This is a genomic window from Streptomyces sp. A1136 (assembly GCF_004795055.1).
GTDB lineage: Bacteria > Actinomycetota > Actinomycetes > Streptomycetales > Streptomycetaceae > Streptomyces.
Genome location: NZ_SSBJ01000002.1, coordinates 249,419 through 276,338 on the forward strand (window position 1 = coordinate 249,419; position 26,920 = coordinate 276,338).

General features: G+C 73.1%; 27 protein-coding genes. 10 read left to right on the plus strand and 17 right to left on the minus strand.

Annotated elements, in window-relative coordinates:
• Nucleotides 1-30 precede the first annotated feature (30 nt).
• From E6R62_RS03085 to infC, 4 genes are all read right to left on the minus strand, one after another.
• Nucleotides 31-891 (minus strand): RNA methyltransferase, encoded by an 861-nt coding sequence (locus tag E6R62_RS03085; protein WP_136211073.1) that lies wholly within the window; start codon nt 889-891, stop codon nt 31-33.
• A 189-nt stretch (nt 892-1,080) separates the two neighbouring features.
• Entirely contained in the window at nt 1,081-1,467 is a 387-nt protein-coding gene (rplT, locus tag E6R62_RS03090; protein ID WP_007263143.1) for a 50S ribosomal protein L20, read from the minus strand.
• 104 nt (nt 1,468-1,571) lie between these two features.
• On the minus strand, nt 1,572-1,766 hold the full coding sequence (gene rpmI, locus E6R62_RS03095; RefSeq protein WP_030012385.1) for a 50S ribosomal protein L35: 195 nt from the start codon (nt 1,764-1,766) through the stop codon (nt 1,572-1,574).
• A 102-nt stretch (nt 1,767-1,868) separates the two neighbouring features.
• On the minus strand, nt 1,869-2,603 hold the full coding sequence (gene infC / locus E6R62_RS03100) for a translation initiation factor IF-3 (protein WP_136211074.1): 735 nt from the start codon (nt 2,601-2,603) through the stop codon (nt 1,869-1,871).
• A 355-nt stretch (nt 2,604-2,958) separates the two neighbouring features.
• Here infC and E6R62_RS03105 point away from each other — a divergent pair, with 355 nt between their 5' ends.
• On the plus strand, nt 2,959-3,345 hold the full coding sequence (locus E6R62_RS03105; RefSeq protein WP_136211075.1) for a DUF1844 domain-containing protein: 387 nt from the start codon (nt 2,959-2,961) through the stop codon (nt 3,343-3,345).
• 93 nt (nt 3,346-3,438) lie between these two features.
• Here the strand turns inward: E6R62_RS03105 and E6R62_RS03110 are convergent, their stop codons facing one another.
• From E6R62_RS03110 to E6R62_RS03120, 3 genes are read right to left on the minus strand one after another with little or no spacing between them, the layout of a single operon-like run.
• Entirely contained in the window at nt 3,439-4,179 is a 741-nt protein-coding gene (locus E6R62_RS03110; RefSeq protein ID WP_136211076.1) for an SseB family protein, read from the minus strand.
• A 2-nt stretch (nt 4,180-4,181) separates the two neighbouring features.
• On the minus strand, nt 4,182-5,360 hold the full coding sequence (gene mycP / locus E6R62_RS03115; RefSeq protein WP_136211077.1) for a type VII secretion-associated serine protease mycosin: 1,179 nt from the start codon (nt 5,358-5,360) through the stop codon (nt 4,182-4,184).
• Nucleotides 5,357-6,148, minus strand: a complete 792-nt coding sequence (locus tag E6R62_RS03120) for a hypothetical protein (RefSeq protein ID WP_136211078.1) — start codon at nt 6,146-6,148, stop codon at nt 5,357-5,359. Before E6R62_RS03120 ends, mycP begins: the two co-directional genes overlap by 4 nt.
• Before the next feature lie 154 nt (nt 6,149-6,302).
• Here E6R62_RS03120 and E6R62_RS03125 point away from each other — a divergent pair, with 154 nt between their 5' ends.
• Both E6R62_RS03125 and E6R62_RS03130 read left to right on the plus strand, forming a co-directional pair.
• Nucleotides 6,303-7,496 (plus strand): amino acid deaminase/aldolase, encoded by a 1,194-nt coding sequence (locus E6R62_RS03125; protein WP_136211079.1) that lies wholly within the window; start codon nt 6,303-6,305, stop codon nt 7,494-7,496.
• Nucleotides 7,497-7,581: 85 nt separating this feature from the next.
• Entirely contained in the window at nt 7,582-8,085 is a 504-nt protein-coding gene (locus E6R62_RS03130) for an FBP domain-containing protein (RefSeq protein ID WP_136211080.1), read from the plus strand.
• Here E6R62_RS03130 and E6R62_RS03135 read toward each other — a convergent pair.
• From E6R62_RS03135 to E6R62_RS03150, 4 genes are all read right to left on the minus strand, one after another.
• The gene (locus E6R62_RS03135; RefSeq protein ID WP_136211081.1) at nt 8,075-9,391 is read right to left on the minus strand and encodes a haloacid dehalogenase-like hydrolase; all 1,317 of its coding nucleotides are present in this window, start codon (nt 9,389-9,391) and stop codon (nt 8,075-8,077) included. The two genes, E6R62_RS03130 and E6R62_RS03135, sit on opposite strands and share 11 nt — an antisense overlap.
• Before the next feature lie 129 nt (nt 9,392-9,520).
• A complete protein-coding gene (locus tag E6R62_RS03140) occupies nt 9,521-10,303 on the minus strand; it encodes a 3-oxoacyl-ACP reductase (protein WP_136211174.1) in 783 nt (260 codons plus the stop codon).
• Between the two features lie 18 nt (nt 10,304-10,321).
• Nucleotides 10,322-11,692 (minus strand): aldehyde dehydrogenase, encoded by a 1,371-nt coding sequence (locus E6R62_RS03145; protein ID WP_136211176.1) that lies wholly within the window; start codon nt 11,690-11,692, stop codon nt 10,322-10,324.
• 37 nt (nt 11,693-11,729) lie between these two features.
• Nucleotides 11,730-13,094, minus strand: coding sequence for a glutamine synthetase family protein (locus E6R62_RS03150; protein WP_136211082.1), 1,365 nt, complete (start codon nt 13,092-13,094; stop codon nt 11,730-11,732).
• A gap of 77 nt (nt 13,095-13,171) precedes the next feature.
• Here E6R62_RS03150 and E6R62_RS03155 point away from each other — a divergent pair, with 77 nt between their 5' ends.
• The 3 genes from E6R62_RS03155 (at nt 13,172) to E6R62_RS03165 (ending at nt 16,310) form a co-directional block, all read left to right on the plus strand.
• The gene (locus tag E6R62_RS03155; protein ID WP_136211083.1) at nt 13,172-13,918 is read left to right on the plus strand and encodes a FadR/GntR family transcriptional regulator; all 747 of its coding nucleotides are present in this window, start codon (nt 13,172-13,174) and stop codon (nt 13,916-13,918) included.
• 173 nt (nt 13,919-14,091) lie between these two features.
• The gene (eat, locus tag E6R62_RS03160) at nt 14,092-15,561 is read left to right on the plus strand and encodes an ethanolamine permease (RefSeq protein WP_206308629.1); all 1,470 of its coding nucleotides are present in this window, start codon (nt 14,092-14,094) and stop codon (nt 15,559-15,561) included.
• A gap of 44 nt (nt 15,562-15,605) precedes the next feature.
• Nucleotides 15,606-16,310, plus strand: a complete 705-nt coding sequence (locus E6R62_RS03165) for a gamma-glutamyl-gamma-aminobutyrate hydrolase family protein (protein ID WP_136211084.1) — start codon at nt 15,606-15,608, stop codon at nt 16,308-16,310.
• A 4-nt stretch (nt 16,311-16,314) separates the two neighbouring features.
• Here the strand turns inward: E6R62_RS03165 and E6R62_RS03170 are convergent, their stop codons facing one another.
• Nucleotides 16,315-16,506, minus strand: coding sequence for a DUF1059 domain-containing protein (locus E6R62_RS03170; protein WP_136211086.1), 192 nt, complete (start codon nt 16,504-16,506; stop codon nt 16,315-16,317).
• A 98-nt stretch (nt 16,507-16,604) separates the two neighbouring features.
• A complete protein-coding gene (locus E6R62_RS03175; RefSeq protein WP_136211088.1) occupies nt 16,605-17,528 on the minus strand; it encodes a LysR family transcriptional regulator in 924 nt (307 codons plus the stop codon).
• 70 nt (nt 17,529-17,598) lie between these two features.
• Here E6R62_RS03175 and E6R62_RS03180 point away from each other — a divergent pair, with 70 nt between their 5' ends.
• Nucleotides 17,599-18,717 (plus strand): TDT family transporter, encoded by a 1,119-nt coding sequence (locus tag E6R62_RS03180; RefSeq protein WP_136211090.1) that lies wholly within the window; start codon nt 17,599-17,601, stop codon nt 18,715-18,717.
• Here E6R62_RS03180 and E6R62_RS03185 read toward each other — a convergent pair.
• Nucleotides 18,714-19,433, minus strand: a complete 720-nt coding sequence (locus tag E6R62_RS03185) for a helical backbone metal receptor (RefSeq protein ID WP_136211092.1) — start codon at nt 19,431-19,433, stop codon at nt 18,714-18,716. The genes E6R62_RS03180 and E6R62_RS03185 overlap by 4 nt on opposite strands.
• A 5-nt stretch (nt 19,434-19,438) precedes the next feature.
• Complete coding sequence (locus E6R62_RS03190; protein ID WP_206308636.1) at nt 19,439-19,987, minus strand: helix-turn-helix domain-containing protein; 549 nt, start codon at nt 19,985-19,987, stop codon at nt 19,439-19,441.
• 248 nt (nt 19,988-20,235) lie between these two features.
• Between E6R62_RS03190 and E6R62_RS03195 the strand changes: the two genes are divergently transcribed.
• The 3 genes from E6R62_RS03195 (at nt 20,236) to E6R62_RS03205 (ending at nt 23,217) form a co-directional block, all read left to right on the plus strand.
• A complete protein-coding gene (locus E6R62_RS03195; RefSeq protein ID WP_206308637.1) occupies nt 20,236-21,141 on the plus strand; it encodes a 5'-3' exonuclease in 906 nt (301 codons plus the stop codon).
• Between the two features lie 49 nt (nt 21,142-21,190).
• The gene (locus tag E6R62_RS03200) at nt 21,191-22,030 is read left to right on the plus strand and encodes a siderophore-interacting protein (RefSeq protein WP_136211096.1); all 840 of its coding nucleotides are present in this window, start codon (nt 21,191-21,193) and stop codon (nt 22,028-22,030) included.
• Between the two features lie 224 nt (nt 22,031-22,254).
• Nucleotides 22,255-23,217: a pseudouridine synthase gene (locus E6R62_RS03205; protein WP_136211098.1), complete on the plus strand. Its 963-nt coding sequence runs from the start codon at nt 22,255-22,257 to the stop codon at nt 23,215-23,217.
• 21 nt (nt 23,218-23,238) lie between these two features.
• Here E6R62_RS03205 and E6R62_RS03210 read toward each other — a convergent pair whose 3' ends face one another.
• Both E6R62_RS03210 and E6R62_RS03215 read right to left on the minus strand, forming a co-directional pair.
• Nucleotides 23,239-23,904, minus strand: a complete 666-nt coding sequence (locus tag E6R62_RS03210) for a TetR/AcrR family transcriptional regulator (protein WP_136211100.1) — start codon at nt 23,902-23,904, stop codon at nt 23,239-23,241.
• 90 nt (nt 23,905-23,994) lie between these two features.
• A complete protein-coding gene (locus E6R62_RS03215) occupies nt 23,995-26,847 on the minus strand; it encodes an RNA helicase (RefSeq protein WP_136211101.1) in 2,853 nt (950 codons plus the stop codon).
• Nucleotides 26,848-26,920 lie beyond the last annotated feature (73 nt).

The following is a 26,920-nucleotide window of genomic DNA, read 5'->3' on the forward strand; positions in this document are numbered from 1 at the left end:
ACCGCGGTGGGTCCCCGGGCCGCCACATTACTAGCTGGGGGTCACGGAGCGGCACCCTCCGGGCGCCCGCTGTGCACGCGCGGAGGCGTACAGGCACACCGCGGCGGCCGTGGCGAGGTTCAGGCTCTCCGCCTTGCCGTGGATCGGGACGCGTACGACGGCGTCCGCCAGCGCCCGCGTCTCCTCGGGCAGCCCCCACGCCTCGTTGCCGAAGACCCAGGCGGTGGGCCCGCCCATGGTGCCCGCGTCCAGCTCGGCGTCCAGGTCGTCCGTGCCCGCCCCGTCGGCCGCGAGGATGCGCACGCCCGCGGCCCGCAGCCCCTCCACGGCCTGCTCCACCGGCACGCCGACGGCCACCGGCAGGTGGAAGAGGGAGCCCACCGAGGCCCGGACCGACTTCGGGTTGTACAGGTCCACGGAGGCGTCGGTCAGCACCACGGCGTCGGCGCCGGCCGCGTCCGCGCAGCGCAGCACCGTACCGGCGTTGCCGGGGTCGCGTACGTGCGCGAGGACGGCCACCAGCTTGGGGCCGGCCGCGAGGATGTCCTCGAACGGCGAGTCCAGGAACCGGCAGACTCCGACCAGGCCCTGGGGGGTGACGGTCTGCGAGACCTCGGCCAGCACCTCGTCGCAGGCGTAGTGCACCCGTGCCCCGGCGAGCAGCGCGGCCTCGACGATGTCGGCGTAGCGCTCGGCGGCCTCGACGGTGGCGAACAGCTCGATCAGGGTCGGCGCGCCGTCGGGGCCGCGGTGCTCGACGGCCTCCCGGACCGCCTGCGGGCCCTCGGCGATGAACCGGCGCTCCTTGGTGCGGAAGTTGCGCCGCGCCAGGCGCCTGGCGGCGGCCACCCGCGGGGACCGGGGGGAGATCAGCTCGGCGGGGGTGCCCATGGCGTCAGCGGTTCTTTCTCGGGTGTCCTGGGGCCGGCTCCGGCGGGATGCGGGCCCTCGGGGGCCCGGCCGGTCGGAGACGGGCGGGGGTTCGCGGGCCCCGGCGCGCGGGGCGAAAGCGCACGGACCCGCAGGCGATTCGCCTGCGGGTCCGTGGGTGCCGACTGCGTCAAGCGGCCGGCCAAGTCCTTAGGCAGCGGCCTTCGGGGCGTTGACGTCGGCCGGGAGGGCCTTCTGCGCGACCTCGACGAGCGCGGCGAACGCGTTGGCGTCGTTGACGGCCAGCTCCGCGAGGATCTTGCGGTCCACCTCGATGTTGGCGGCCTTGAGACCCTGGATGAGGCGGTTGTACGTCATGCCGTTCTGGCGGGCAGCGGCGTTGATGCGCTGGATCCACAGCTGACGGAAGTCGCCCTTGCGCTTCTTGCGGTCGTTGAAGTTGTAGACCAGCGAGTGGGTGACCTGCTCCTTGGCCTTGCGGTACAGGCGCGAACGCTGACCGCGGTAGCCGGAGGCCGCCTCGAGGATCGCCCGGCGCTTCTTGTGGGCGTTTACTGCCCGCTTGACGCGTGCCACTTTTTAACTCCTTGTAGCGGGGCCGTGGGTGTCTTCACACGGCCCGAATTCAGATGGGGTCCCGGTCGTGAACCGCCCGCTCCCGGCACGGGAGCGGAAGCGGATCAGATGCCGAGAAGCTTCTTGATCTTCGCGGCGTCGCCGGGGGCCATCTCCGCGTTGCCGGTCAGGCGGCGGGTGACACGGGACGACTTGTGCTCGAGCAGGTGGCGCTTGCCGGCGCGCTCACGGAGCACCTTGCCGGAGCCGGTGACCTTGAAGCGCTTCTTGGTACCGCTGTGCGTCTTGTTCTTCGGCATGGCGCCGTTATCTCCTCGTCGGTGGCGCTCCCGCCGGTCCTGGGGACCGGCTCACGGGAGCGTCATGTTGTGTCGGTGATTCCGAGACGGGCTGCCTCGGGATCAGGCCTCGGCAGATGCCTCGTGGGAGGTGTCCGCCTCGTCGGAGGCGGCCTCGGCGGAGACCACTGCCTCGTCTGCGTCGGCCTCGACGGCGGTGGCGGCTTCCTCGGAAGCCTCCTCCTCGCCGGCGGGGGCGACACCCTGGCGCTCGGCCTTGCGGGCGGCCTGCGCCTCGCGGGCTTCGGCCATCGCCTCGGTCTTCTTCTTGTGCGGACCGAGAACCATGATCATGTTTCGGCCGTCCTGCTTCGGGTTCGACTCGATGAACCCGAGGTCCTCGACGTCCGAAGCGAGGCGCTGCAGCAGTCGGTAGCCGAGTTCCGGCCTGGACTGCTCGCGACCGCGGAACATGATCGTGATCTTGACCTTGTCGCCCTGCTTGAGGAACCGAACGACGTGACCCTTCTTGGTGTCATAGTCGTGCGGGTCGATCTTCGGCCGGAGCTTCATTTCCTTGATGACCGTGTGCGCCTGGTTCTTGCGCGCCTCACGGGCCTTCATGGCCGACTCGTACTTGAACTTGCCGTAGTCCATGAGCTTGCAGACCGGCGGGCGTGCGGACGCCGCGACCTCGACCAGGTCGAGGTCGTACTCCTGCGCGAGCTCAAGCGCCTTGGCAAGCGGCACGATGCCGACCTGCTCGCCGCTGGGACCGACGAGTCGTACCTCGGGAACGCGAATCCGGTCGTTGATGCGGGGCTCGGTGCTGATGGATCCTCCTCGGTAGCACCACACGACTGCCTGGCAGACAGCCGTTGACGTTGGTGTCGTCAGACCGGCCTCGGCGGGATATGAAAAAAGCCCCGCCGGGACACAGGCAGGGGCTCCAACACAACCGGAGCACCGTCGCGTGCGAACCGCGGGGCGCAGACTCGGGCGGCTTTCCATCGTCCGTACGGAACGATGGATGCCACCTGACCGGTGACCCGCCGCCCCGGAAGGCGGTCAGGTGGGAGAATCGGAGCCTCCACTTGTGGGCCGGGGACACAGGTCTCCGGCCGGTCGTAGCCCAATATAGCATTCCGCACCAGAGCCGCTCACCCCGAGCGGGCGGTCGGCGGCCCGGGCGACCCGGCTTATCGTGTGAGGCATGACTGACGCGACCCCCACCCCCGCCACCGAGGCCGGCTCCACGCCGGACGCTCCCGACTACGACGCCATGACCCGCGACATCGCGGACGTGCCCGCCGTCGAGGTGATCACCACGGTGGCCGTGCACCTGCTGAGCGCCGCGGCGGTCAATCTGGGGCTGGACAAGCCCGACTCCGAGCACAAGGACCTCGACGAGGCCCGCAAGCTGATCACCGCCCTCGCCGGACTGGTCACCGCGAGCGCCACCGAGATCAGCTCCTTCCACGCGGCCCCGCTGCGCGACGGCCTCAAGTCGCTCCAGCTCGCCTTCCGCGAGGCGTTGATCGTCCCGGACGAGCCGGGCCAGGGGCCGGGCGAGAAGTTCACGGGGCCGGTCTACTCCTAGCCCTCGCCCGACGACCCCGAAGGGCCGGGACCGCCGCGCGGCGGTCCCGGCCCTTCGTCGTACGTACGCGACGCGCGCGCCCGGCCGGTGGCCTCAGCGGGTGAAGAGCGGCTCCCCCGGCGGCGCCGCGGCGGTCGCCGGCAGCAGGGCCAGGTCCAGCCCGCGTACCAGTCGGCCGCGCAAGGTCTCGTCGGCCGCGAGTGCCTCGGCCACCCGCCGGGCGGCGGCCGGGCCGCCCGCGTCGGAGCTCGGCACGATCGCGAGGGTGCCGTCGGAGCCCGCGCCCCCGGGGCCGAGGTGGGCGCGCAGCACGTCCGGCTCCCCCGCCACCGCCGCCCGCACGGCCTCGCGCACCGCGGGGTCCGCGAGCGGGTCGGGGTCGGTCCGGCCCTCGGCGAGGGCCAGCAGCGCGGGGCCGGTGAGCTGGTACGGGACGGGACCGGCCAGGTCCAGCACGATCGTGTCGGCCTTCTCGTGCGCGGCCGCCGCCAGGGCCTGGTGCAGCGGGACCGCCACGGGGCGGGCCGCCGGGTCCCACAGCGCCAGGGAGGCCGTCGAGGTGAAGGCGGGCAGCGCCCGGCGGTCGCCCGCGGTCAGGGTGGGCACCGCCATGTCGCTGGTCTTCTCGCGCTTCAGGCCCGTCTCGGGGTCGGTCTCGACCTCGCCGAGCATGGCGACGACGGGGACCAGCAGACGGGCGCCCTTCAAGGCGGCCAGTACCTGCGGTTCGCGCGAGCGGTCCTGCGCCCAGGCGGCCAGGGCCGCCCTCAGGGCGGGATCGGCGGAGCCGTCGTCGTCGGAGAAACCGGGGTCGGGGATGTTCTTGTTCGCCACAATCAACCGACCCTATCCCGCCGAGCGACGCGCGGACGCCGGGCCAGTACGCCGGCCACCCCCAGCAGCGCCACGCCCGCGACGGCCGCCGCCCCGGCGCCCAGCCGGGGCCGGCGCTCGGGGTGGGCGGCCCGCTCCGGGCCGGGGCCGAAGTAGGGCCGTCCGGCCGCCACGGGCGTGGGCAGCGGGGCTTCCGGGCGCAGTCGCTCCGCGCCGTGGAGCGCCGCGACGGCGTCGACGGTGCCGTAGCCGCGGGCGTCGTCGCGTCCGCCCGCCGGGGCGTCCGCGGCGGTGTCCCGCAGAAGCTTCTTGATCTGGGCCGGGGACAGTCCGGGGTGGGCGGCCTTGACCAGGGCGACCGTGCCGGAGACGAAGGCGGCGGCGGCACTGGTGCCCCAGCCCTCGTAGTAGCTGCGGTCGGGGTCGGCGCTGACCACGTCGACGCCCGGGGCGCTGACGGTGGCGTACCAGTGGCGGGTGGAGAAGTCGGCCCTGCGGCCCTTTCGGTCGACGGCGGCGACCGCGATCACGCCGGGGTAGGCGGCCGGGTAGGAGATGGGGTCGCCGTGTTCACCGCCGTTGCCGGCGGAGGCGACGACCACCGCGCCCTTGCCGAGGGCGTACTGGACCGCCTCGTCCTCGGCTCCCTCGTGGTGGGCGGATTCGCTGTCGTCGCCCAGGGAGAGGTTGATGACGTCGGCGCCGTGGTCGGCGGCCCAGCGGATGCCTTCGGCGAGGGCGCCCGCCTTGCTGTCGCGGGCCTTGGCCCGGCCGGGGTCGCTCTCCTCCAGGATCACCCGGACCGGGAGGATCTTGGCGTGCGGGGCGACGCCGAGCACACCGTCGGCGTGGTCCGGGCCGTGGCCGCGCCCGGCGATGATGGCGGCCATCGCGGTGCCGTGGCGGGCCCAGGCGCGGTCGCCCCGGCCGGCGCCCATGCCGACGAGGTCGGCGCCGTCGAGTACCTGGCCGGTGAGGTCGGGGTGGCTGCCGTCGACGCCGGTGTCGACGACGGCGACCGTGACCCCCTCGCCCTGGGTGGTGCCCCAGGCCTCTTCGGCGCGCAGGGTGAGCAGGCCCCACTGGTGGTCGCGGACGGTGTCGGCGCTCGCGGGGTGGGCGGTGGCGGCGGTGACGAGGGCGGCGACGGTCAGGGCCGTCGCGGTACGGGTTCGGCTCATCGGGCGGACTCCGGGTCCGTGCGGTGCGGCGCCGGCGGGACGGCGAGGTCCTCGACGGCGCGTTCGAGGCGCCCGGCGACCGCCTTGGCCTCGTACCCCAGTCCCGCCTGCGCCGCGGCCCCGGTGGCGGCGGGCCGCGCGGCCTCCTCGGCCGGCTGGGGCGCGTCCTGGACGCGTCCGTCGGCGAAGGCGGAGACGGCGTAGACGACGGCCGGCGCCCCGGGGACGACGCCCGCGGCCCAGGTGGCGCGTTGCGGGTCGGCGAAGCCGTAGCCGGAGGGGGCCGGGAGTCGGCCGCGCAGCCCGTCCATGGTGGCGGGGTCGGCGGTGGTGAAGACCAGGCCGACGCTGACCAGGGAGCTGCGGGTCGAGTCGGTGTAGGTGGCGCGCAGGACGCGGGCGCAGCCGGTGGTGGCCAGGGCGGCCCGCCAGTCGGCGCCCAGGGCGGCGGGGCCGCAGTCGGCGTCGGGGGCGAGGGCGATCCTGGTCCAGGTCCGGTCGGCGCCGCCGGGACCGTCGCCGGGTCCGTCGAGCACGGGCGGGAAGAGGCGGTCGACGGGGGCGTCGCGCCACAGCGACGCGGCCGCGTGGTAGGCGGCTCGGGCCGGCGGGGGGCGGTGGGCGGTGCGGTGGTCGTTCCAGGCGGTGGCGGCGGCCCCGGCGGTGAGGCCGGTGCCGAGCAGCGCGCAGAGCACGGCGGCGGTGACACGGGCGGGGCTCCGGCGGCCGGTACCCGCCCCCGGTCGGGGCTCGGCGAGGTCCGCGGGCAGCGGTGTGGACGTCGTCATCCGGCGGCTCGGCCCCCCGTTCGTCAGCTGCGGCCTTCGTCCGTACTCTACGAGGTCGCGCGGGCCGGCCGGCGGCGTCCCGGATGGTGGGACGTCCCCATGGAGCGCGGCCGACCCCTTACCCGCGGGTACACCCGCGTGGCAGGCTGCGGCCATGACTTCCGACCGTGCCCGGTACGACGCGGCCACCGCCCACCTCGACGCCCCGCTGGCGATCGTCGACCTGGAGGCGTTCGACGCCAATGCCGACGACCTCGTCCGCCGCGCCGGCGGCAAGCCGATCCGCGTGGCCAGCAAGTCCGTGCGCTGCCGGGCGCTGCTCGAACGGGTGCTGGCCCGGCCCGGGTTCGCCGGGATCATGTCGTACACCCTGGCGGAGAGCGTCTGGTTGGCGCGCTCCGGTTTCGAGGACGTGCTCCTCGCCTACCCCTCCGCCGACCGCGCCGGTTTCGCCGAGCTCGCCGACGACCCGAAACTCGCCTCCGCCGTCACCGTGATGGTCGACGACCCCGCGCAGTTGGACCTGATCGACCGCTCCCGCGACGGCGGCGCCCAGGAGATCCGGGTCTGTCTGGAGCTGGACACCTCGCTGCGCCTGCTCGGCGGCAGGGTCCGCGTCGGAGCCCGCCGTTCGCCGCTGCGCGAGCCTGCCGAGCTCGCGGCGCTCGCCCGCGCGGTGAGCGCGCGGCCGGGGTTCCGGGTGGTGGGGCTGATGGGCTACGAGGGCCACGTCGCCGGGGTCGGTGACCTCCTCGCGGGACGCCCGCTGCGCTCCCGGGCGATCCGGCTGATGCAGGCCGCGGCGCGCAAGGAGCTCGCCGCCCGCCGCGCCGAGGCGGTACGGGCCGTGCGCGCCGTCGTCCCGGACCTGGAGTTCGTCAACGGCGGCGGCACCGGCAGCGTGCAGCAGACCGCCGCCGAGGATGCCGTCACGGAGATCGCCGCCGGATCGGGGCTGTACGTGCCTCGATTGTTCGACAACTACACCTCCTTCCGGGGCCGGCCGGCCGCGCTCTTCGCCCAGCCGGTGGTCCGCAGGCCCGGCGTAGGCGTGGTCACGGTGCTGGGCGGCGGCTACCCGGCCTCAGGCGCGGCCGGCGCGGACCGGCTGCCCGAGCCGTACCTGCCGCGGGGGCTGCGCTACGACCCGCAGGAGGGCGCGGGCGAGGTGCAGACACCGCTGCTGGGCAGCCCGGCCGACGACCTGCTGATCGGGGACCGGGTCTGGTTCCGCCACGCGAAGGCCGGTGAGCTGTGTGAGCGCTTCGACGCCCTGCACCTGGTAGAGGGCGATCGGGTGACGGCCACCGCCGCGACCTACCGGGGCGAGGGCCGCACCTTCCTGTGACCGCGAACGGCGGCGACGGACCAGGAGGGGGGCCGGGGGGAATATCGGATGACCCGGCTCCGTACCGGCACGTAACCTGCCGCCCATGGACCCGCTCACCGAACAACAGATCCGTTCGTCCTTCGTGAACTGCAGCAAGGGCGAGGCGGCCCGGCTGAAGCTGCCCCTGGACTTCGCCGAACTGCCCTGGGACGACTTGGACTTCCTCGGCTGGGTGGATCCCGGCGCGCCGCTGCGCGCCCACATCGTGCGTCCCGGGACGGACGGTCCCCCCGTCGGCATCACCCTGCGGGTGCCCGGCGCGAACCGGGCGGGCGCCTTCAAGTCCAGCATCTGCCAGATATGCCTGACCGGGCACGCCTCCTCCGGCGTCGCCCTCCTCGTCGCCCCCTTGGCGGGGGCCCGGGGCCGGGAGGGCAACAGCGTGGGGACGTACGTCTGCGCCGACCTGGCCTGCTCCCTCTACATGCGGGGCAAGCGGCAGCCGAAGCTGCGGACGCGCGGCTACGAGGAGACGCTGACCCTGGAGGAGCGGGTGGCGCGCGCCGAGGCGAATCTGGACGCCTTCGCCGCCAAGGTCACGGGCTGACGGCCGCGGGCGGGAACACCGAGTCCGTCTGATCGGGGACGACGCTCCCGTCGGCGCGGCGGACGGGGCCGGGCGTGCCGTCGTGGTCGACGTAGCCCGTCGTCGCGCAGGGGTACGGGGCGATCCTGCGCTTCTTGGGCTCGATGAACATCGGGTTCACGATCCACGCGCCGTCGCCGTTGTCGTAGGCGCGGCACATCAGTTCGTCCTTGTTCCGGTTCAGCACGAGCCGCAGCGCGGTCGCGTCGCTCAGGAACGAGACGTCGGTGTCGGAGTCGCCCGCCGCGAAGACCTGTCGCCGGGCGGCCGGCCCGATCTTCTGCGCGGCGGCTCCGCGCACGTGGAAGACCTCCTGGTTGATCCAGCAGCGCTTGCCGTCGATGTAGGTGATCATCGTGTCCGCGCCGTCCGGCACCGACCCGCAGCCCTTGAGGTGGGTGGTGAACCTGCCGTCGGGTGCGGTGGTGTTGCGGATGCCGATGACGTGGTCGGCGGCGACGCCCACGCCCTTCGCCCAGACCTCCACGACGGGCTGGGGCGAGGCAGAGGTGATCCACACGTCGAAGCCGGCCTTCCGGAGTACGTCGATGAGGTCCTTCTGCTGGTCGTAGTAGCGGACCCAGCCGGTGACGGTGGCGCTGCCGACCCGCTGTGTGGCGTCTACGGGCGCGGCGAGGTTCTCGGCGCGGGCGGCGGCGGCGAAGGCGCGGACCTCGGCGGCGCTCCGCCCTTGCGTCAGTTGGGCGAGCCAGGCGTAGGCGGGTTCGACCGTGCGGTGGTCCCAGCCGGTGAAGGCGGGTGCGCCGGCCCGGGTGGCGGCGGTGCCGTAGACGGCCGTCACCTCGTCCGCGCAGGCCGTGCCCGACGGGGTGCCGGTGGGCAGCGGGGCGCCGGGGCGGGCCAGGGCGTCGCAGGCGTCGGCGAGGGCCGAGGCGGCGGCCGGGGTGAGGTAGCGGCTGGTGGACGCCCAGTCGCCGGTGTCGGGCCGGCGGATCTTCCCGTTGCGCAGCATCCAGTACATCGTGGCGTCCCCGACGTCGTTCTTGACGACGGTGTTGTCCCAGTCGAAGACGGCGACGGGCTTGGCGCGGGCGGCCCGGTAGGGGGCGCACCGCGCGTACCGGTCGATCAGGCGCTGGAGCCGCTCCCGGTTCTCCCCGTACCAGCCGCCCGCGACCTCGGGGGTGGCGCAGCGGGCGCCGGGCACGGCCTGGGCGGTGGGGACGGTGGCCGCGAGGGCGCCGGCGGCGAGGGTGAGGGCGGCGGCCGCGGCCCGGAGCCGGCGCGCGCGGGTGGGTCGGGTCATGGGGGTCGCTCCTGCTCTGCGAAGAACACCGGGAGGTACGGGGGACGGTCCGGAGCACGACAGCCGGGCGTCGTGCGACGCCCGGCTGTCGGGGGTGCGGGACGGGACGGGCGTGGGGGCCCGGGCGTCCTACAGGGGGGTGACGTACGCGCCGGCGATTCCGCCGTCCACGAGGAAGTCGGTGGCGTTGACGAAGGAGGAGTCGTCGCTGGCGAGGAACGCGACGGCGGCGGCGATCTCGGTGGGCTCGGCGAACCGGCCGAGCGGGATGTGCACCAGGCGCCGGGCGGCCCGCTCGGGGTCCTTGGCGAACAGCTCCTGGAGCAGCGGGGTGTTGACGGGTCCCGGGCACAAGGCGTTGACGCGGATGCCCTCGCGGGCGAACTGCACGCCCAGTTCGCGGGACATGGCCAGGACGCCGCCCTTGGACGCGGTGTAGGAGATCTGCGAGGTGGCGGCGCCCATGACGGCCACGAAGGAGGCGGTGTTGATGATGGAGCCGCGGCCCTGGCGCCGCATGTAGGGCAGCGCGGCCTTGCAGCAGAGGTAGACGGAGGTGAGGTTGACGTCCTGGACGCGCTTCCAGGCCTCCAGGCCCGTGGTGAGGATGGAGTCGTCCTCCGGCGGGGAGATGCCGGCGTTGTTGAAGGCGATGTCGACGGAGCCGTAGGTGTCGAAGGCGGTCTTGAAGAGGGCTTCGACTTCCTCGGGGCTGGTGACGTCGACCTTGACGAAGGTGCCGCCGACTTCCTCGGCCGCGGCCTTGCCCGCGGTCTCGTCGATGTCGCCGCAGACGACGTGGGCGCCCTCGGAGGCCAGGCGGCGGGCGGCGGCGAGGCCGATGCCGCTGCCGGCGCCGGTGATGACGGCGGTACGGCCGACCAGGCGGCGGCAGACGATCTCTTCGTTCACTCGACTGGACATGGGTTTTCAGGCCTCCGTGCTGATGAAGACGTTCTTCGTCTCGGTGAATGCGGTCAGGGCGTCGGGTCCGAGCTCCCGGCCTAGGCCGGACTGCTTGTAGCCGCCGAAGGGGGTCCAGTAGCGGACGCTGCTGTGGGAGTTGACGGACAGGTTCCCGGCGGCGACGGCGCGCGAGACGCGCAGGGCGCGGCCGATGTCACGGGTCCACAGGGAGCCGGAGAGGCCGTAATCGGTGGCGTTGGCCAGGCGTACGGCGTCCTCCTCGTCCTCGAAGGGCAGGACGACGGCGACGGGTCCGAAGACTTCCTCGACGGCCACGGGCGCGGTGGGGGCGACGTCCGTGACGAGGGTCGGCGGGTACCAGAAGCCGGGTCCCTCGGGGGCCGTGCCGCGGACGGCGGTGAGGTCGTCGGTGACGTATCCGCGGACGCGTTCGAGCTGGGCGCGCGAGATGAGCGGGCCCATCTGGGTCTTCTCGTCGGTCGGGTCGCCGACGCGTACGGCTTCGACGGCGGGGGCGACGAGTTCGAGGAACCGGTCGTAGGCGGAGCGCTGGACGAGGATGCGGGTGCGCGCGCAGCAGTCCTGGCCGGTGTTGTCGAGGAAGGCCATGGGGGCGGCGGCGGCCGCGGCCTCGATGTCGGCGTCCGCGAAGACGATGTTGGGGCTCTTGCCGCCGAGTTCGAGGGTGAGCCGTTTCACCCGGTCGGCGCACTTGGACATGATCTGCTTGCCGACCGCCGTGGAGCCGGTGAAGACGATCTTCGCGACTGTGGGGTGGTCCACGAGCGCGTCGCCGGTGACGGTGCCCGGCCCGGGGAGCACCTGGAAGAGGTGCTCGGGGATCCCGGCTTCCAGGGCCAGTTCGGCCAGGCGCAGGGCGGTGAGGGGGGTGGTCTCGGCGGGTTTGAGGAGGACGGCGTTGCCCGCGGCGAGGGCCGGCGCCAGCGCCCAGGCGGCGATCGGCATGGGGAAGTTCCAGGGGGCGATCACGCCGATGACGCCGAGGGGTTCGAGGAAGGTGACGTCGATGCCGCCGGCGACGGGGATCTGGCGGCCGGAGAGCCGTTCGACTCCCCCGGCGGCGAAGTCGAGGAGGTCGCGTACGTTGCCCGCTTCCCAGCGGGCGTTGCCGATGGTGTGGCCGGCTTCACGGACCTCCAGCAGGGCGAGTTCCTCGATGTGTCCGTCCACCACGGCGGCGAAGCGGCGCAGCAGCCGGGCCCGGTCGGCGGGGGCCGCCGCCGCCCAGCCCCGCTGCGCGGCGGCGGCTCTGGCGACGGCCGCGTCGACGTCGTCCCGTGTGGCGGTCGGGACGGTGGCGACGAGTTCCTCGGTGGCCGGGTTCAGCACGCGCAGGGCGGAAGGGGCCAACACATCGGACACGTGGTGCCTCACAGACTTCTCCAGGGGGTTACAGGCGTTCGAAGGAGCGGCGCAGTTCCCAGTCGGTGACCGCCGAGTCGTAGGCGTCCAGTTCGACGCGGGCCATGTTGCGGTAGTGGGCGACGACCTCGGGGCCGAAGGCGGCCTTGGCGATCTCGCTGTTCTCCCAGAGTTCCGCGGCCTCGCGCAGGGTGCTCGGGACGTGCGCGTAGTCGGCGGTGTAGGCGTTGCCGGTGCAGGCCTGGGGCGGTTCGAGGCGGTTCTCGATCCCGTAGAGCCCGGCCGCGACCAGTCCGGCGACGGCGAGGTAGGGGTTGACGTCGCCGCCGGGGAGGCGGTTCTCGAAGCGTGTGGAGCGGCCGTGACCGACCACGCGCAGGGCGCAGGTCCGGTTGTCCACGCCCCAGGCGACGGCGGTCGGGGCGAAGGAACCGGGCCGGAAACGCTTGTACGAGTTGATGTTCGGGGCGTAGAGAAGGGAGAAGTCGCGCAGCGCGGCGAGTTGGCCGGCCAGGAAGTGCCGCATCACCGTGGACATGCCGTCGGGGCCGTCCCCGGCCATCGCGTTGTGTCCGTCGGCGTCGGCGAGCGAGAGGTGGATGTGGCAGGAATTGCCCTCGCGCTCGTCGTACTTGGCCATGAAGGTGAGCGAGACGCCTTCCTGGGCGGCGATCTCCTTGGCCCCCGTCTTGTAGACGGAGTGCTGGTCGCACGTGGTGAGCGCCTCGTCGTAGCGGAAGACGATCTCGTGCTGTCCGAGGTTGCACTCGCCCTTGGCGGACTCGACGACCAGACCGGCGGCCTGCATCTCGTTGCGGATGCGGCGCAGCAGGGGCTCGACCCGGCCGGTGCCGAGGACCGAGTAGTCGATGTTGTACTGGTTGGCGGGGGTCAGGCCGCGGTAGCCGGAGTTCCAAGCCTGTTCGTAGGTGTCCTTGAACACCATGAACTCCAGCTCGGTGCCGACCATCGCCTGGTACCCGTGTTCGGCGAGGCGCTCCAGTTGGCGGCGCAGGATCTGCCGGGGCGCGGTGACGACGGGCGTGCCGTCGTTCCAGGCCAGATCGGCCAGGACGAAGGCGCTGCCGGGGTTCCACGGGATGCGGCGCAGGGTGGCGAGGTCGGGGTGCATGGCGAAGTCGCCGTAGCCGCGGTCCCAGGAGGACATCTCGTACCCGTCGACGGTGTTCATCTCGGTGTCGACGGCGAGCAGGTAGTTGCAGCCCTCGGTGCCGTGGGCGAGGACCTCGTCGAGGAAGAACTGTGCGGCGAACCGCTTGCCCTGGAGGCGCCCTTGCATGTCGGGGAAGGCCAGGACGACTGTGTCGATCTCGCCGTCCGCGACCAGGGAGCGGAGCTCCTCGGGCGCGAGCGGCGGCTTGCGGTCTACCACTGGAATCTCTCCTTCGGTGAGCCGAGTGGGCCTAAGGTATTGAACAGAACCATTGCTTGGGAAGGGGTGGAGCCCAGATGACCGACACGGCGGGCGAGGGCGACGCGATCGCGCGGTTGAATCCCGTGCTGCGGCAGGTGCGGGCCGGCAACGGTTTCGAGGAGGCGCTGGAGCAGATCCTCCAGGTGGTCCGACTGGGGCTGGTGCCGGGCGGGGAACGACTGCCGCCCGAGCGGGAGTTGGCGGAGCGGATGGGCATCAGCCGGGTCACGTTGCGCGAGGTGCTGAAGGTGCTCCAGGACCAGGGGCTGGTGGAGGCCCGGCGCGGCCGGTACGGCGGAACGTTTGTGCTGGCCCGCCCCGACACACCGGCCGACGGCGCGGAGCGGGAGCTGCGCCGTCGGGTCGCACGGGTGGACATCGAGGACGCCCTGCGGTTCCGCGAGGTCCTGGAGGTGGGCGCGGCGGGGCTGTGCGCCGCGCACGGGCTCACCGAGGAGGGGACGGAACGGCTGCTGGCCGCCTTGGCCGCCACCCACGACGCCCCGCTCCAGGACTACCGCCGCCAGGACACCCTGTTCCACCTCACCCTGTGCGAACTGGCCGGGTCCCCCACCCTGACGGCCCAGTACGCCGCGGTCCGGGCCACCGTCAACGAGCTGCTGGACTGCATCCCGCTGCTGGTGCGCAACCTGGAGCACTCGCAGCAGCAGCACACCGCGCTCGTCGAGGCGGTGCTGGAGCGGGACGCGGACACGGCCCGCGAGACGATGCGCGAGCACTGCTGCGGCACGGCCGCTCTGCTGCGGGGCTTCCTGGCGTGAACGGTCGGCGGCGGCGCCGGGTCGAGGGGGTTTCGTAACGCCTGTTTAACGCGGGGGACTTGCGCGTTCCACCCACATGACGCAAAGGTACGCCTCACAACCATTGCCTTGACCACCCTCGCACGCGCCACCCCACCACCCGTTGCACCACCTTGCCCCAGGCAGGAGCGCACATGGCCGACGACATCGAGGCCCGGCTGACCGCCGCGCCCGGACCCACCAAGGCCCCCGAGGCCGGCGACACGTACCTGGAACGGCGCACGCTGCGCCGCGGCAGCGCCGGTTGGCTGCTGCTCACGGGCCTCGGCGTCGCCTACGTCGTCTCGGGGGACTTCTCCGGCTGGAACGTCGGCCTCGCCCAGGGCGGGTTCGGCGGCCTCGCCATCGCCACCGCCCTGATGGGCGCGATGTACGCCTGCCTGGTGTTCTCGCTGGCCGAGCTGTCCGCCATCCTGCCCACGGCGGGCGGCGGTTACGGCTTCGCCCGCCGGGCGCTGGGCACCTGGGGCGGCTTCCTCACCGGCACCGCCATCCTCATCGAGTACATCCTCGCGCCCGCCGCGATCTCCATCTTCATCGGCGACTACGTCGAGTCCCTCCACCTCTTCGGACTCACCTCCGGCTGGCCCGTCTACCTCGCCTGCTTCGCCGTGTTCATCGGCATCCACCTGTGGGGGGTGGGCGAGGCCCTGCGCTTCTCGCTCGTCGTCACCGCCGTCGCCGTGCTCGCCCTCCTCGTCTTCGCGCTCGGCGCGTTCACCGAGTTCGATCCGGCCCGTCTGGACGACATCGCCGTCGACACCTCGGCCGCCGGCGCGAGTTCGTGGCTGCCGCTCGGCTTCCTCGGCATCTGGGCCGCGTTCCCCTTCGGGATGTGGTTCTTCCTCGGGGTGGAGGGCGTCCCGCTGGCGGCCGAGGAGGCCAAGGACCCGGTGCGCTCCATGCCCCGCGCGCTGTCGATCTCCATGGGCATCCTCGTCCTGCTGGCCCTGATGACGTTCCTGGCCTCCACCGGCGCGCGCGGCGCGGACGCCATCAAGGACGCGGGCAACCCGCTGGTCGTCGCGCTGGAGGGCGACGCGGGGCTGTCCTGGCTCAAGACCTTCGTCAACTACGCCGGTCTCGCCGGGCTCGTGGCCTCCTTCTTCTCGCTCATCTTCGCGGGCTCCCGCCAGCTCTTCGCGCTCTCGCGGGCCGGCTACCTGCCGCGCTTCCTGTCGCTCACCTCGAAGCGCAAGGCCCCGTACCTGGGCCTGCTGATCCCCGGCGCGATCGGTTTCGCGCTGGCCGCCGCCACCGGCAACGGCCCGCGCATGCTGAACATCGCGGTGTTCGGCGCGACCATCTCCTACGCCCTGATGGCCCTGTCCCACATCGTGTTGCGGCGCCGCGAGCCGGGTCTGGAGCGCCCGTACCGCACCCCGGGCGGCGCCGTCACCTCGTCCGTGGCCTTCGTCCTGGCCCTGTCGGCCCTGGTCGCCACCTTCCTGGTGGACAAGGACGCGGCCCTCATCGCGCTGGCCGTCTACGCCGTCGCCCTCGCCTACTTCGCCTTCTACAGTCGCCACCGGCTCGTCGCCTCCGCGCCCGAGGAGGAGTTCGCGGCGCTGGCCGAAGCCGAGGCGGAATTGACCCGTGACTGAAATCCTGACGCCGACTCGGCTCCCGTCCACCCGGAGGTAGAAACGTGCCCAGGCCGCTCATCGGCATCACCACCTACGTGGAGGAGTCCACCCGCTACGGCGTGTGGGACCTCGCGACGTCCCTCGTCCCCTCCGGGTACTACGAACTGGTCCAGGCGGCGGGCGGGGCGGCCGTCCTGCTGCCCCCGGACGACCCGTCCCGGGCGGCGGAGGTGCTGGGCCGGGTGGACGGTCTGGTCGTCGCGGGCGGCCCCGACGTGGACCCGGTGCACTACGGCGCCCCGCGCGACCCCCGTACGGGCGCGCCCGCGACGGTCCGCGACACGTGGGAGCTCGCGCTCATCCGGGCCTCGCTGGACTCCGGCGCCCCGCTGCTCGGCATCTGCCGGGGCATGCAGGCGCTGAACGTGGCCCTGGGGGGCACCCTGATCCAGCACATCGACGGTCATGTGCACACCCCGGGCGTCACCTCGTGGCACCCGGTCCGCCCCGTCGACGGCACCCGTTACGCGTCACTGGTCCCGCAGGAGGCGGAGGTCCCCACCTACCACCACCAGGCGGTGGACCGGCTGGGCGAGGGGCTGGTGGTCTCGGCACACGCGCTGGACGGCACGATCGAGGCGATCGAACTGCCCGACCCGGACCGGTGGGTGCTGGGCGTGCAGTGGCACCCGGAGCGCGACAGGGACACAAGGGTGATGGCGGCCCTGGTGGATGCGGCCGCCACCGTCCCGGCCCTCGTCGTCTGACGACTCAGGCGTGCTGCGGGACCTCGTCCTTCATGGCCGTCTTGAGCTGCTCGCGCAGTTCCGGGCCCGCCGTGTGCCCGTGCACGGACACGGCGTGCTCCTCCGCGGCGCGGACGAGTTCCGCCTCCTCGCCCGACATGAAGAGGCTGCAGTTCGATTCACTCGGGAATTCGCGACAGTCGATCATCTTGCGCATCACGCGCCTCCTCGGATCCGACTGCCTCCATTGTCCGCCCGTACCGTCACGGTGGCGAACACGGGTTCCGGCCGGCCGTGGTCGGCTCGGGCCGGTGGTCAGGAACGCGCCCGGGTCAGCGACAGCAGGTCGCGGGCCGGACCGGCCGGGCGGGCGCCCGTCGGCCAGACGGCCCGCAGCGCCCGCGCCAGCCCCGCCCCGACGACCGGGACCTCCACCAGTCGCCGGGACCCCAGCTCGTCCCCCACCGCCAGCTCCGACAGCACGCACGGCCCCGCCCCGCTGAGCGCCGCCGACTTCACCGCGGTGGTCGACGCCAGCTCAAGCAGCGGCTGCGCCGACCCCCCGGACGCGGCCAGCGCCGCGTCCAGGACCTGCCGGGTCCCCGACCCCCGCTCGCGCAGGATCAGCGGGGTCGCCGCCAGTTCCGCGGCCTCGACCCCCCGCGAGCGCCGGGCCCAGGGGTGCCCCGGCGCGACCGCCACCACGAGCCGGTCCTGCGCGATGACCACGGCGTCCAGTCCGTCGGGTACCGAGAGCCCCTCCACGAAGCCCAGGTCCGCGTCGTGCGCGAGGACCAGCTCGGCGACGAGCGCCGAGTTCCCCGCGTGCAGGGACACCGCCGTCCCCGGCCGTTGCCCCCGCAGCGCGATCAGCCACCCCGGCAGCAGGTACTCCGCGATCGTCATGCTGGCCGCCACCCGCAGCCGCGAGTCCCGCCGGCCGCGCAGCGCCTGAGCGCCCACGTCGAAGGCCTCGGCCGCCTCCACCACCCGCCGGGCCCAGTCCGTGACCAGGGCGCCCTCCGCGGTCAGCGTCGATCCGCGCGGCGAGCGGTCCACCAGGGCCACGCCCAGCCGGGTCTCCATCGCCCTGATCCGGCTGCTCGCCGCCGGCTGGGTGATCCCCAGCCGGCGGGCCGCCCCGCTCAGGCTGCCGACCCGCGCGACCGCCAGCAGCAGCTCCAGCGCGCCCAGGTCCGGCACGCGGTGCGCCAGCGGCACCCAATCCTCGTTACCCATAAATGCAGTTTATGCCCTCATACGAAACCACCCCCTGCCCCCGACCCCGCCCCGACGCGAGGCTGGGACCATGGTCACCACCCTCGTGCGACCCCGCACCGCCACCGAAACCGAGCCGCGCGCCCACAAGGCCCCCGCGCTCCGGCACCTCGGCCCCAACTGGTACGCCTCCGTGATGGGCACGGCGATCGTCGCCAACGCGGGCGCCACCCTCCCGTACCAGCTCCCCGGCCAACCGGTGGCCTGCCGGCTCGTCTGGGCACTGTCCGCCGCGGCCCTCGCCGTGCTGCTCACCGCCCGCGCCGGGCACTGGCTCCACCACCGCGACCAGGCGCGCGCCCACCTCCGCGACCCCGCCGTCGCGCCCTTCTACGGCTGCCTGGCCATGGCCCTGCTGGCCGTCGGCGCCGGCGCCGTGATCGTCGGCAAGGACCTCGTCGGCATCCGCGCGGCCGTCGCCGCCGACGCGGCGCTGTACACCGCCGGGACCGCGATCGGGCTGCTGACGGCCGTACTGATCCCCTACCTGATGGTGGTGCGGCACGAGGTCGAGCCGCGGCAGGCCACACCCGTGTGGCTGCTGCCCCTGGTCTCCCCGATGGTCTCCGCCGCCCTCGGCCCCCTGCTCATCCCCCACCTGCCCGCCGGCCAGGCCCGCGAGGCGATGCTGCTGGGCTGCTACGCCATGTTCGGCCTCAGCCTGCTGGCCACCCTGACGGTGCTGCCCCTGGTGTTCGGCCGCCTGCTCGTGAGCGGGCCGCTGCCCCTGGTACTGACCCCCACGCTGTTCCTGGTCCTCGGCCCCCTCGGTCAGTCGACCACCGCCGTCAACCAGCTCGCCGACGTGGCCCCCCTGTCGATCGGCGCCCCCTACGCGGAGGCGTTCGGCGCCTTCGCCGTCGTGTACGGCGTGCCCGTGCTGGGATTCGCCCTGCTGTGGCTGGCCCTCGCCGCCGCGATGCTGCTCCGGGCGGCCCGGGCCGGCATGGGCTTCGCGATGACCTGGTGGGCGCTGACCTTCCCCGTCGGCACCTGTGTGACCGGGGCCGCCGGGCTGGCCCGCCACACCGGTCTGACCGCCTTCTCGTGGCTGGCCTGCGCCCTGTTCCTGACCCTGCTCACCACCTGGTTCCTCGCCGCCGGGCACACCCTGCGCGGTCTGTTCTCGGGCCGGCTGTTGCCCCGCTAACGGGCGGCCCGCAGGGCCCGCGCCAGTACCGTCGGAGCCTCCACCAGCGACGGCCCGTACCAGGTCAGGTGCCGACCGCTGACGAGCGCGGCCGGCAGGCCCGGGAAGGCCTCGGGGCCGTCCTGCGCGGTGAACCGGTACGGCTCGTCCGGCAGGACCACCAGATCGCAGCCCGCGGCGTCCGCCTCGGCCGGCGTCACCCGCGGATATCGCTCGGCGTGCCCGGCGAAGACGTTGCGCACCCCGAGGCGGCCCAGCAGGTCCCCGGCGAAGGTGTCCCGCCCCAGGACCATCCACGGTCGCCGCCACACCGGTACGACGGCGCGCAGGGCGTCCGCGGGCTCCACCGCCGCCCACGCCTTCTCGGCGTCGTCCAGCCAACCCGGACGCGCCGACCCCAACGCCTCGACCAGCAGGCGGTCCAGCTCGCGGAAGGCCTGCGGCAGCGAGCGGACCTCGGTGACCAGCACCCGCACCCCGGCCGCCCGCAGGGCCGCCAGGTCCGGGGCCCGGTTCTCCTCCTCGTTGGCGACGACGAGGTCCGGGCGCAGTGCGACGATCGCGGACACGTCGGGGTTCTTCGTCCCGCCGATCCGCAGCGCTCCCCCGAGGTCCTCGGGACGCGAGCACCAGTCGGTGACCCCGACGAGCAGGCCGGGGGCGCTGACCGCCACCGCCTCGGTCAGCGACGGGACCAGCGAGACGATCCGCCGCACGCCGCTCAGTGCTCCGGCGAGGGCGGCTCGGACGTCGCGTGGATGTGCTCGCCCACCGCCACCACCAGGATGCGGGTGTCCTCGCTCACCGCCCGCCAGCGGTGACGCACACCGCCGGACAGGAACAGCGCGTCGCCGTTCTCCAGCCGGTACGCCCGTCCCTCGGCCTCGACCTGGCAGGCGCCCGCGACGACGTACATCAGCTCGTCGTTGCGGTGCTGGTACTCACGGCCGGCGTCCTGGTCCCCGGTGAACTCCAGGGCGTGCAATTGGTGGTGCCCGCGCACGAGGGGACGCACGCCCGGGGCCGGCGCCAGACCGGAGTCGTCCCCGGCCCGCACGAGGTCCACCGTGCGCGCGGTGTCGGAGGCGGCCAGCAACTCGACGGCCGTGGTCTCCAGCGCGTCCGCGACCCGCTCCAGGGACCGCATGCTCGGCCGGGCCCGCTCATTCTCTATCTGGCTCAGGAAGGGAACGGACAGGCCGCTGCGCGCCGATACGACGGCCAGGGTCAGGTGGAGCGCGCGGCGCCGCTTGCGCACGGCCACGCCCACCCGAAGCGGTTGCTCCTTGGCGTCCTTCTCCTTCTCGTCCCCGTCCTGCGTGCCGATCTTGCCGTCCCTGCCGTCCTTGCCGTTCATGTCGGGGCTGCCCTCCCCTAATCCACTCGTCGCACATCGGTGTGCTGTAAGCACCTTACGCAGCAACCGCCCCCGGATTCGCGTTCACGGCAGGACCGGCCGGCGTCGGCGGCCGGCGCGGCGGCTGCGGCATCATCGTCAGCGTGACGACACGACGCCTGATGCTCCTGGACACCGCCTCCCTCTACTTCCGCGCGTACTTCGGCGTGCCGGACTCCGTGAAGGCCCCCGACGGCACGCCGGTCAACGCCGTGCGCGGCCTGCTCGACTTCATCGGGCGACTGGTCCAGGACCACCGCCCCGACGACCTCGTGGCCTGCATGGACGCCGACTGGCGGCCGCAGTGGCGGGTGGACCTGATCCCTTCGTACAAGGCGCACCGGGTCGCCGAGGAGACCGAGAGCGGCCCCGACGTGGAGGAGACGCCGGACACCCTCACGCCTCAGGTGCCGATCATCGAGGCCGCGCTGGACGCGTTCGGCATCGCCCGGGTGGGCGTCGCCGGGTACGAGGCGGACGACGTCATCGGGACCCTCACCGCCCGGGCGACCGGCCCGGTGGACATCGTCACGGGCGACCGGGACCTGTACCAGCTGATCGACGACGGGAAGCGGCGACGCGTCCTCTACCCGCTCAAGGGCGTCGGCTCGCTCCAGGTGACGGACGAGGCGTGGCTGCGGGAGAAGTACGGGGTGGACGGTCCCGGCTACGCGGATCTGGCGCTGCTGCGGGGCGACCCCAGTGACGGCCTGCCGGGGGTCCCCGGGATCGGCGAGAAGACGGCGGCGAAGCTGCTGGACGCGTTCGGCGACCTGGCCGGGATCATCGCGGCGATCGACGACCCGAAGTCGGGGCTGACCCCCACGCAGCGCAAGCGGTTGGACGAGTCGCGGCCGTACCTGGCGGTGGCCCCGAAGGTGGTCAAGGTCGCCTCGGACGTCCCGCTTCCCCCCTTCGACCCGGCCCTTCCGGCGGCTCCGGCCCGGCCCGAGATGGTCGACGCGCTCGCCCGCCGATGGGGTCTGGGCGGAGCCGTGGCCAGGCTGAGCAGCGCGCTGCACCACTGAGGTGCTAACTTAGGGGAACCTAAGTTTCTGGGGAGTCAGGGGAGAAGCCGTGGCAGAAGGACGCGTTCGCACCGTCGGCACCGCCGTCGTCGTACGCACCGAGCGGCTGACGCCGCACATGGTGCGCGTGGTGCTGGGCGGTGACGGCCTGGCCGGATTCGACGCGGGCGAGTTCACCGACCACTACGTGAAGCTCCTCTTCGCCCCCGAGGGCGTCCGTTACGCGGCTCCCTGGGACCTGGAACGGATCCGCGCGGAGCACCCGCGCGAGGAGTGGCCGCGCCAGCGGGCGTACACGGTCCGCAGTTGGGACCCGGTGCACCGGGAGCTGGCCCTCGACTTCGTGGTGCACGGCGACGAGGGCGTGGCCGGACCGTGGGCCGCCGCCGTCGAGCCGGGCGAGGAGGTCCGTTTCCTCGGTCCCGGCGGTGCCTATGCCCCCTCCCCGACGGCGGGCTGGCACCTGCTGGCGGGCGACGAGAGCGCCCTGCCGGCGATCGGCGCGGCGATGGAGCGGATGCCGGTCGGCGCGGTGGTGCACGCGTTCGTGGAGATCGAGGGCCCGGCGGACGAGCAGAAGATCGTCACCCCGGACGGTGTCGTCCCGGTCTGGCTCCACCGCGGCGACCGCCCGATCGGCGAGGCGTTGCTGGCGGCGGTCTCGGCGCTGGAGTTCCCCTCCCGGGACGTCCACGCCTTCGTCCACGGCGAGGCGGGCTTCGTGAAGGACCTCCGCCACCACCTCCGCGTGGATCGCGGCATCCCGCGCGAACGCCTCTCCATCTCGGGCTACTGGCGCCTGGGCCAGACGGACGAGGCATGGCGCGCGATCAAGCGCGACTGGAACGCCAGGGTCGAGGCGGAACAAGAACCCGCCACGGCAGCCTGACCCCCACCGCACCCCGGCCGCCCACCCGGCACCGCCGCACCCGACCCGGCCCTGCCGCCCGAACCGCCACTACCACCCAACCCAACCCCGCCCCGCCGACGACTGAGGCGCGGGGCGGAGCCCCACAAGGCCCGGCGCGGCCGCGACGGCGTCGGCGAGACCGACCTTCACCCGGCAGTAGCCGCCCCCTGACGCCGACCGGGCAGCGCCTACGCTGGACCCCGATGAGACGCAGATCCCACATCCCTCCCGCGCCCCTGCCCCAGCGGGCCGGCATCGACCCGGTCCGGCTGCGGCTGCCCCCCGACCCGGACGGGCTGTGGCCCGACCTCGGCGCCTACCTGACCGCCCGCTACGCCGGTACCCGCGGCGCCGAGTCCATGGCGCGCCTGTTGGAGTCGGGCCGGGTGCTCGGCCCCGGCGGGCGCGTCCTACGCCCGGAGGACCCGTACGAGCCGGGCGCGTTCCTGTGGTTCCACCGGGACATGCCGCCCGAGCCCGTCGTGCCGTTCCCGATCCGGGTCGTCCACCGTGACGAGCACCTGCTGGTGGTGGACAAGCCGCACTTCCTGGCCACGACCCCGCGCGGCACCCACGTCTTCCAGACCGCCCTGGCCCGGTTGCGCGCGGAGCTGGAGCTGCCCGCCCTCAGCCCGGCGCACCGCCTCGACCGGATGACGGCCGGACTGGTGATGTTCAGCATCCGTCCGGAGGACCGCGGAGCCTACCAGTCCCTGTTCGAGCAGCGGAAGGTGTTCAAGGAGTACGAGGCCGTCGCACGGCACGACCCGCGGGTCGGCCTTCCCCGTACCGTGCGCAGCCACATCGAGAAGGTCCGCGGGCAGATGGCCGCGGTGGAGGTCCCCGGCGCCGAACCCAATGCCGAGAGCGTCGTGGAGCTGATCGCCACCCGCGGGGAGCTGGGCCGCTACCGGCTGACCCCGCGCACGGGGCGCACCCATCAGCTGCGGGTGCACATGAACAGTCTGGGCCTGCCGATCCTGGGCGACCCGGTGTACCCGGCCGTCGCCCCGGCGGCCGATCCGGCGGACTACCGGCGCCCGCTCCAACTACTGGCCCGCACCCTCGCGTTCACCGACCCGCTGACGGGGACGGAGCACCGCCTGGAGAGCGGCCTGACGCTGCGGGCCTGGGACGACCTGCCCGGCTGGGAGTCCGGACCCTGAACCACTCCGCGCCCCGCGCGCTCACCCGCCCCGGACCTTCTCCCTGACCCCCGCGACCCGCAACGCCGCGTCGGCGGCCGCCTCCGCGAAGGCCGCGACCGGTCGCGCCGGGTCGGAGCGGTGGACGAGCATGACGCCCTCGACGAGTCCGAAGACGAGGTCGTTGCGCAGCGCCAGGCCGGCCTCGTCCCCGGCCAGTTCGGCCCCGACCGAGGTGGCGCGCAGCAACTCCCGGTACGAGTCGCGCAGTTCCCGGCGCATCCGGTGGAACCGCGCGAAGCGTGCTCCGCCCACTTCGGGCAACAGGTAGAGCGCCCCCAGGTTGTACGGGCCCCCGCACAACAGCAGGACATCCGAGCGGCACAGCTCCCACAGTCGGCGTGCGCCGGGCAGTGCGGTATCGGCCACCAGCCGCCGGGCCAGCGCCAACGAGGGCGCGACCGTGGACTCCAGCAGTTCGGCGAGGAGTTCCTCCTTGCCGCCGAAGTAGTGGTACATCGTCGCCTGGCGCATTCCGGCCCGTTCGGCGACGGTGCGCGTGGTGGTCGCCGCATACCCGTGCACCGTGAACAACTCGGCCGCCGCACAGAGGAGTTCCTCGCGCGGCGGCCGGTCGCCGTGCCGTCTCGCCTGATCGGCGCGTGGCCGACCGACCCGTCTCGGCCCTTCGTCCGCTCCCGCACTCATGCGTCGATCGTCGCACAGGACACGTCGGATCGATCATGGCAAGAGATGAGATCCGGCCTTCCCGCCTCTCGGAGGAAGACCCAAATCCGCTTAGCCGACAGAGCTGTAGGCCACCACACCGCGAAGGAGCTGGTCGACGGCCTTGCGGGCGTTTCGCGCCACCGTGCTGCCGCCCTGGGAGGACGGCGGGGCGGAGGACGAGGGGGCCGCCGCGGCGATCTGCCCGAGCACGTCGATGACCTGCTTGCACCAGCGCACGAAGTCGCCCGCCGGCATCTCCGCCTCGCGCAGCACCTCGTCCAGGCTCTTGTCGGACGCCCACTGGTAGGCGGCCCACGCGAAGCCGAGGTCCGGCTCGCGTTGGCCCACGCCCTCCGCCTGGTTGATGCGGTGCTCCTCCTCCAGCGCGTCGAGCCGGCCCCAGATCCGGACCATCTCGCCGAGCGCCGCCTTCGCCGCGCCGCCCGGCACCTTGGGCGCCACCGCGTCGTCGGACTGGCGCGCCTCGAACACCAACGCCGAGACGCACGCGGCCAGTTCGGCCGGGCTCAGGCCCTCCCAGACTCCCTCGCGCAGGCACTCGGACGCCAACAGGTCCAGCTCCCCGTAGAGCCGGGCGAGCCGCTTGCCGTGCACGGTGACCTCGTCCTCGCGCAGGTAGTCCAGCTCGGTCAGCAGGGCGTGGATGCGGTCGAAGGTGCGGGCGATGGTGTTCGTCCGCCCCTCGATGCGCCGTTCCAGTTGCACGGTGTCCCGCTTGAGCCGGTGGTAGCGCTCCGCCCAGCGGGCGTGGTCCTCCCGCTCGTCACAGCCGTGACAGGGGTGCGCCCGCAGTTCGGCGCGAAGCCGGGCGATCTCGCGGTCGTCGGCCGCGGCGGCCCGCCCGCGCCCGCGCCGTTCCGGGACTATGTGCCCGGCCTTGGCCCGCAGCGCGGACGCCAGGTCCCTGCGGGACTGCGGCGAACGGGGGTTGAAGGTCTTCGGGATGCGCATCCGGTCGATGGCCTCCACCGGCACCGGGAAGTCGATCGCCGCGAGCCGCTTGACCTGCCGTTCCACGGTGAGCACCAGCGGCCGCGGGCCCTCGGTGTACTCGTACCCGCGGTGCCCGTTGGACCGGCCCGCCGGCATGCCCGGGTCCAGGACGAGCGCGAGGCCGGCGAACTTGCCGGTCGGCACGTGGATGACGTCGCCCGGCTTGAGCTTCTCCAGCGAGCCGGCCGCCTGGACGCGCCGCTGCGCCGCGCCCTGCTTGGCCAGCTCCGTCTCGCGGTCCTTGAGGTCGCGGCGCAGCCGCGCGTACTCCTCGAAGTTCCCGAGGTGGCAGGTCATGCCCTCCCGGTAGCCGTCCAGGCCCTCCTCGTTGCGCTGCACCTGCCGGGAGATCCCGACGACCGAGCGGTCGGCCTGGAACTGCGCGAACGAGGTCTCCAGCAGCTCGCGCGAGCGATGCCGCCCGAACTGCTGCACGAGGTTGACGGCCATGTTGTAGGAGGGCTTGAAGCTGGAGCGCAGCGGGTAGGTACGGGTGCCCGCGAGCCCGGCGAGCGCCACGGGGTCCATGCCCCGCTGCCACAACACCACCGCGTGGCCCTCGACGTCGATGCCGCGTCGCCCGGCCCGGCCGGTGAGCTGCGTGTACTCGCCGGGGGTGATGTCGGCGTGCTGCTCGCCGTTCCACTTGACCAGCTTCTCCAGAATCACCGTGCGCGCGGGCATGTTGATGCCGAGCGCGAGGGTCTCGGTGGCGAAGACGGCCTTGACCAGGCCGCGGACGAACAGTTCCTCCACGACCTCCTTGAAGGTCGGCAGCATTCCGGCGTGGTGCGCGGCGATGCCCCGCTCCAGCCCCTCCAGCCATTCGTAGTACCCCAGGACGTGGAGGTCCTCGGTGGGGATGGAAGCGGTCCGTTCCTCGACGATCTCCCGGACCCGCAGGCGGGCGCTGTCGTCGTTGAGCCGCAGCCCCGCGTACAGGCACTGCTGGACGGCGGCCTCGCAGCCGGCGCGGCTGAAGATGAAGTTGATGGCCGGGAGGAGGTCCTCGTTGTCGAGGCGGGCGATGACCTCGGGCCGGCTGGGGGTCCAGATCCGACCGCGGGAGCGCCGCTCGCGCTCGCGGTCGGCCTCGCGGACCATCTTGCCGCGCCGCCGGTCCTTCGGGTTGTACGTGCGGCTGTTCTCCTCCCGCGCCATGCGCAGCAGGTCGGGGTTGACCTCGCGGCGGCCGGAGCCGCGGCCGCCGTGGTCGGACTCCTCCTCGAAGAGGTCGTAGACCTTGCGGCCGGCCATGACGTGCTGCCACAGCGGTACGGGCCGCTCCTCGGAGACGATGACCTCGGTGTCCCCGCGCACGGTGTCGAGCCAGTCGCCGAACTCCTCGGCGTTGGAGACGGTGGCGGAGAGCGAGACCAGGGTCACCGACTCCGGGAGGTGGATGATCACTTCCTCCCAGACGGCGCCGCGGAACCGGTCGGAGAGGTAGTGCACCTCGTCCATGACCACGTAGCCGAGGCCGCGCAGCGACTGGGAGCCCGCGTAGAGCATGTTGCGGAGCACCTCGGTGGTCATCACGACCACCGGCGCCTCGGAGTTGACGCTGTTGTCACCGGTCAGCAGGCCGACCTTCTCGGCGCCGTAGCGCTTGACGAGGTCGGCGTACTTCTGGTTGGACAGCGCCTTGATCGGCGTGGTGTAGAAGCACTTGCGGCCCTGCGCCAGCGCCAGGTGCACGGCGAACTCGCCGACGATCGTCTTGCCGGAGCCGGTGGGGGCGGCGACGAGGACGCCCTTGCCCGCCTCCAGGGCCCGGCAGGCCTCGACCTGGTACGGGTCCAGGTCGAATTCGTACATCTCGCGGAAGGGAGCCAGGGCGGTGGCCTCTTCGGCGGCGCGGAGCCGGGCGGCGGCGTACCGCTGCGCGGGTGAGAGTTCTTCGGTCATCTTGTCTTCGAGCCTACCCGCCGCCTGTGACAACAGTCGGATCTTTACGGGGAGCGCGACGACCGGGCCTTGG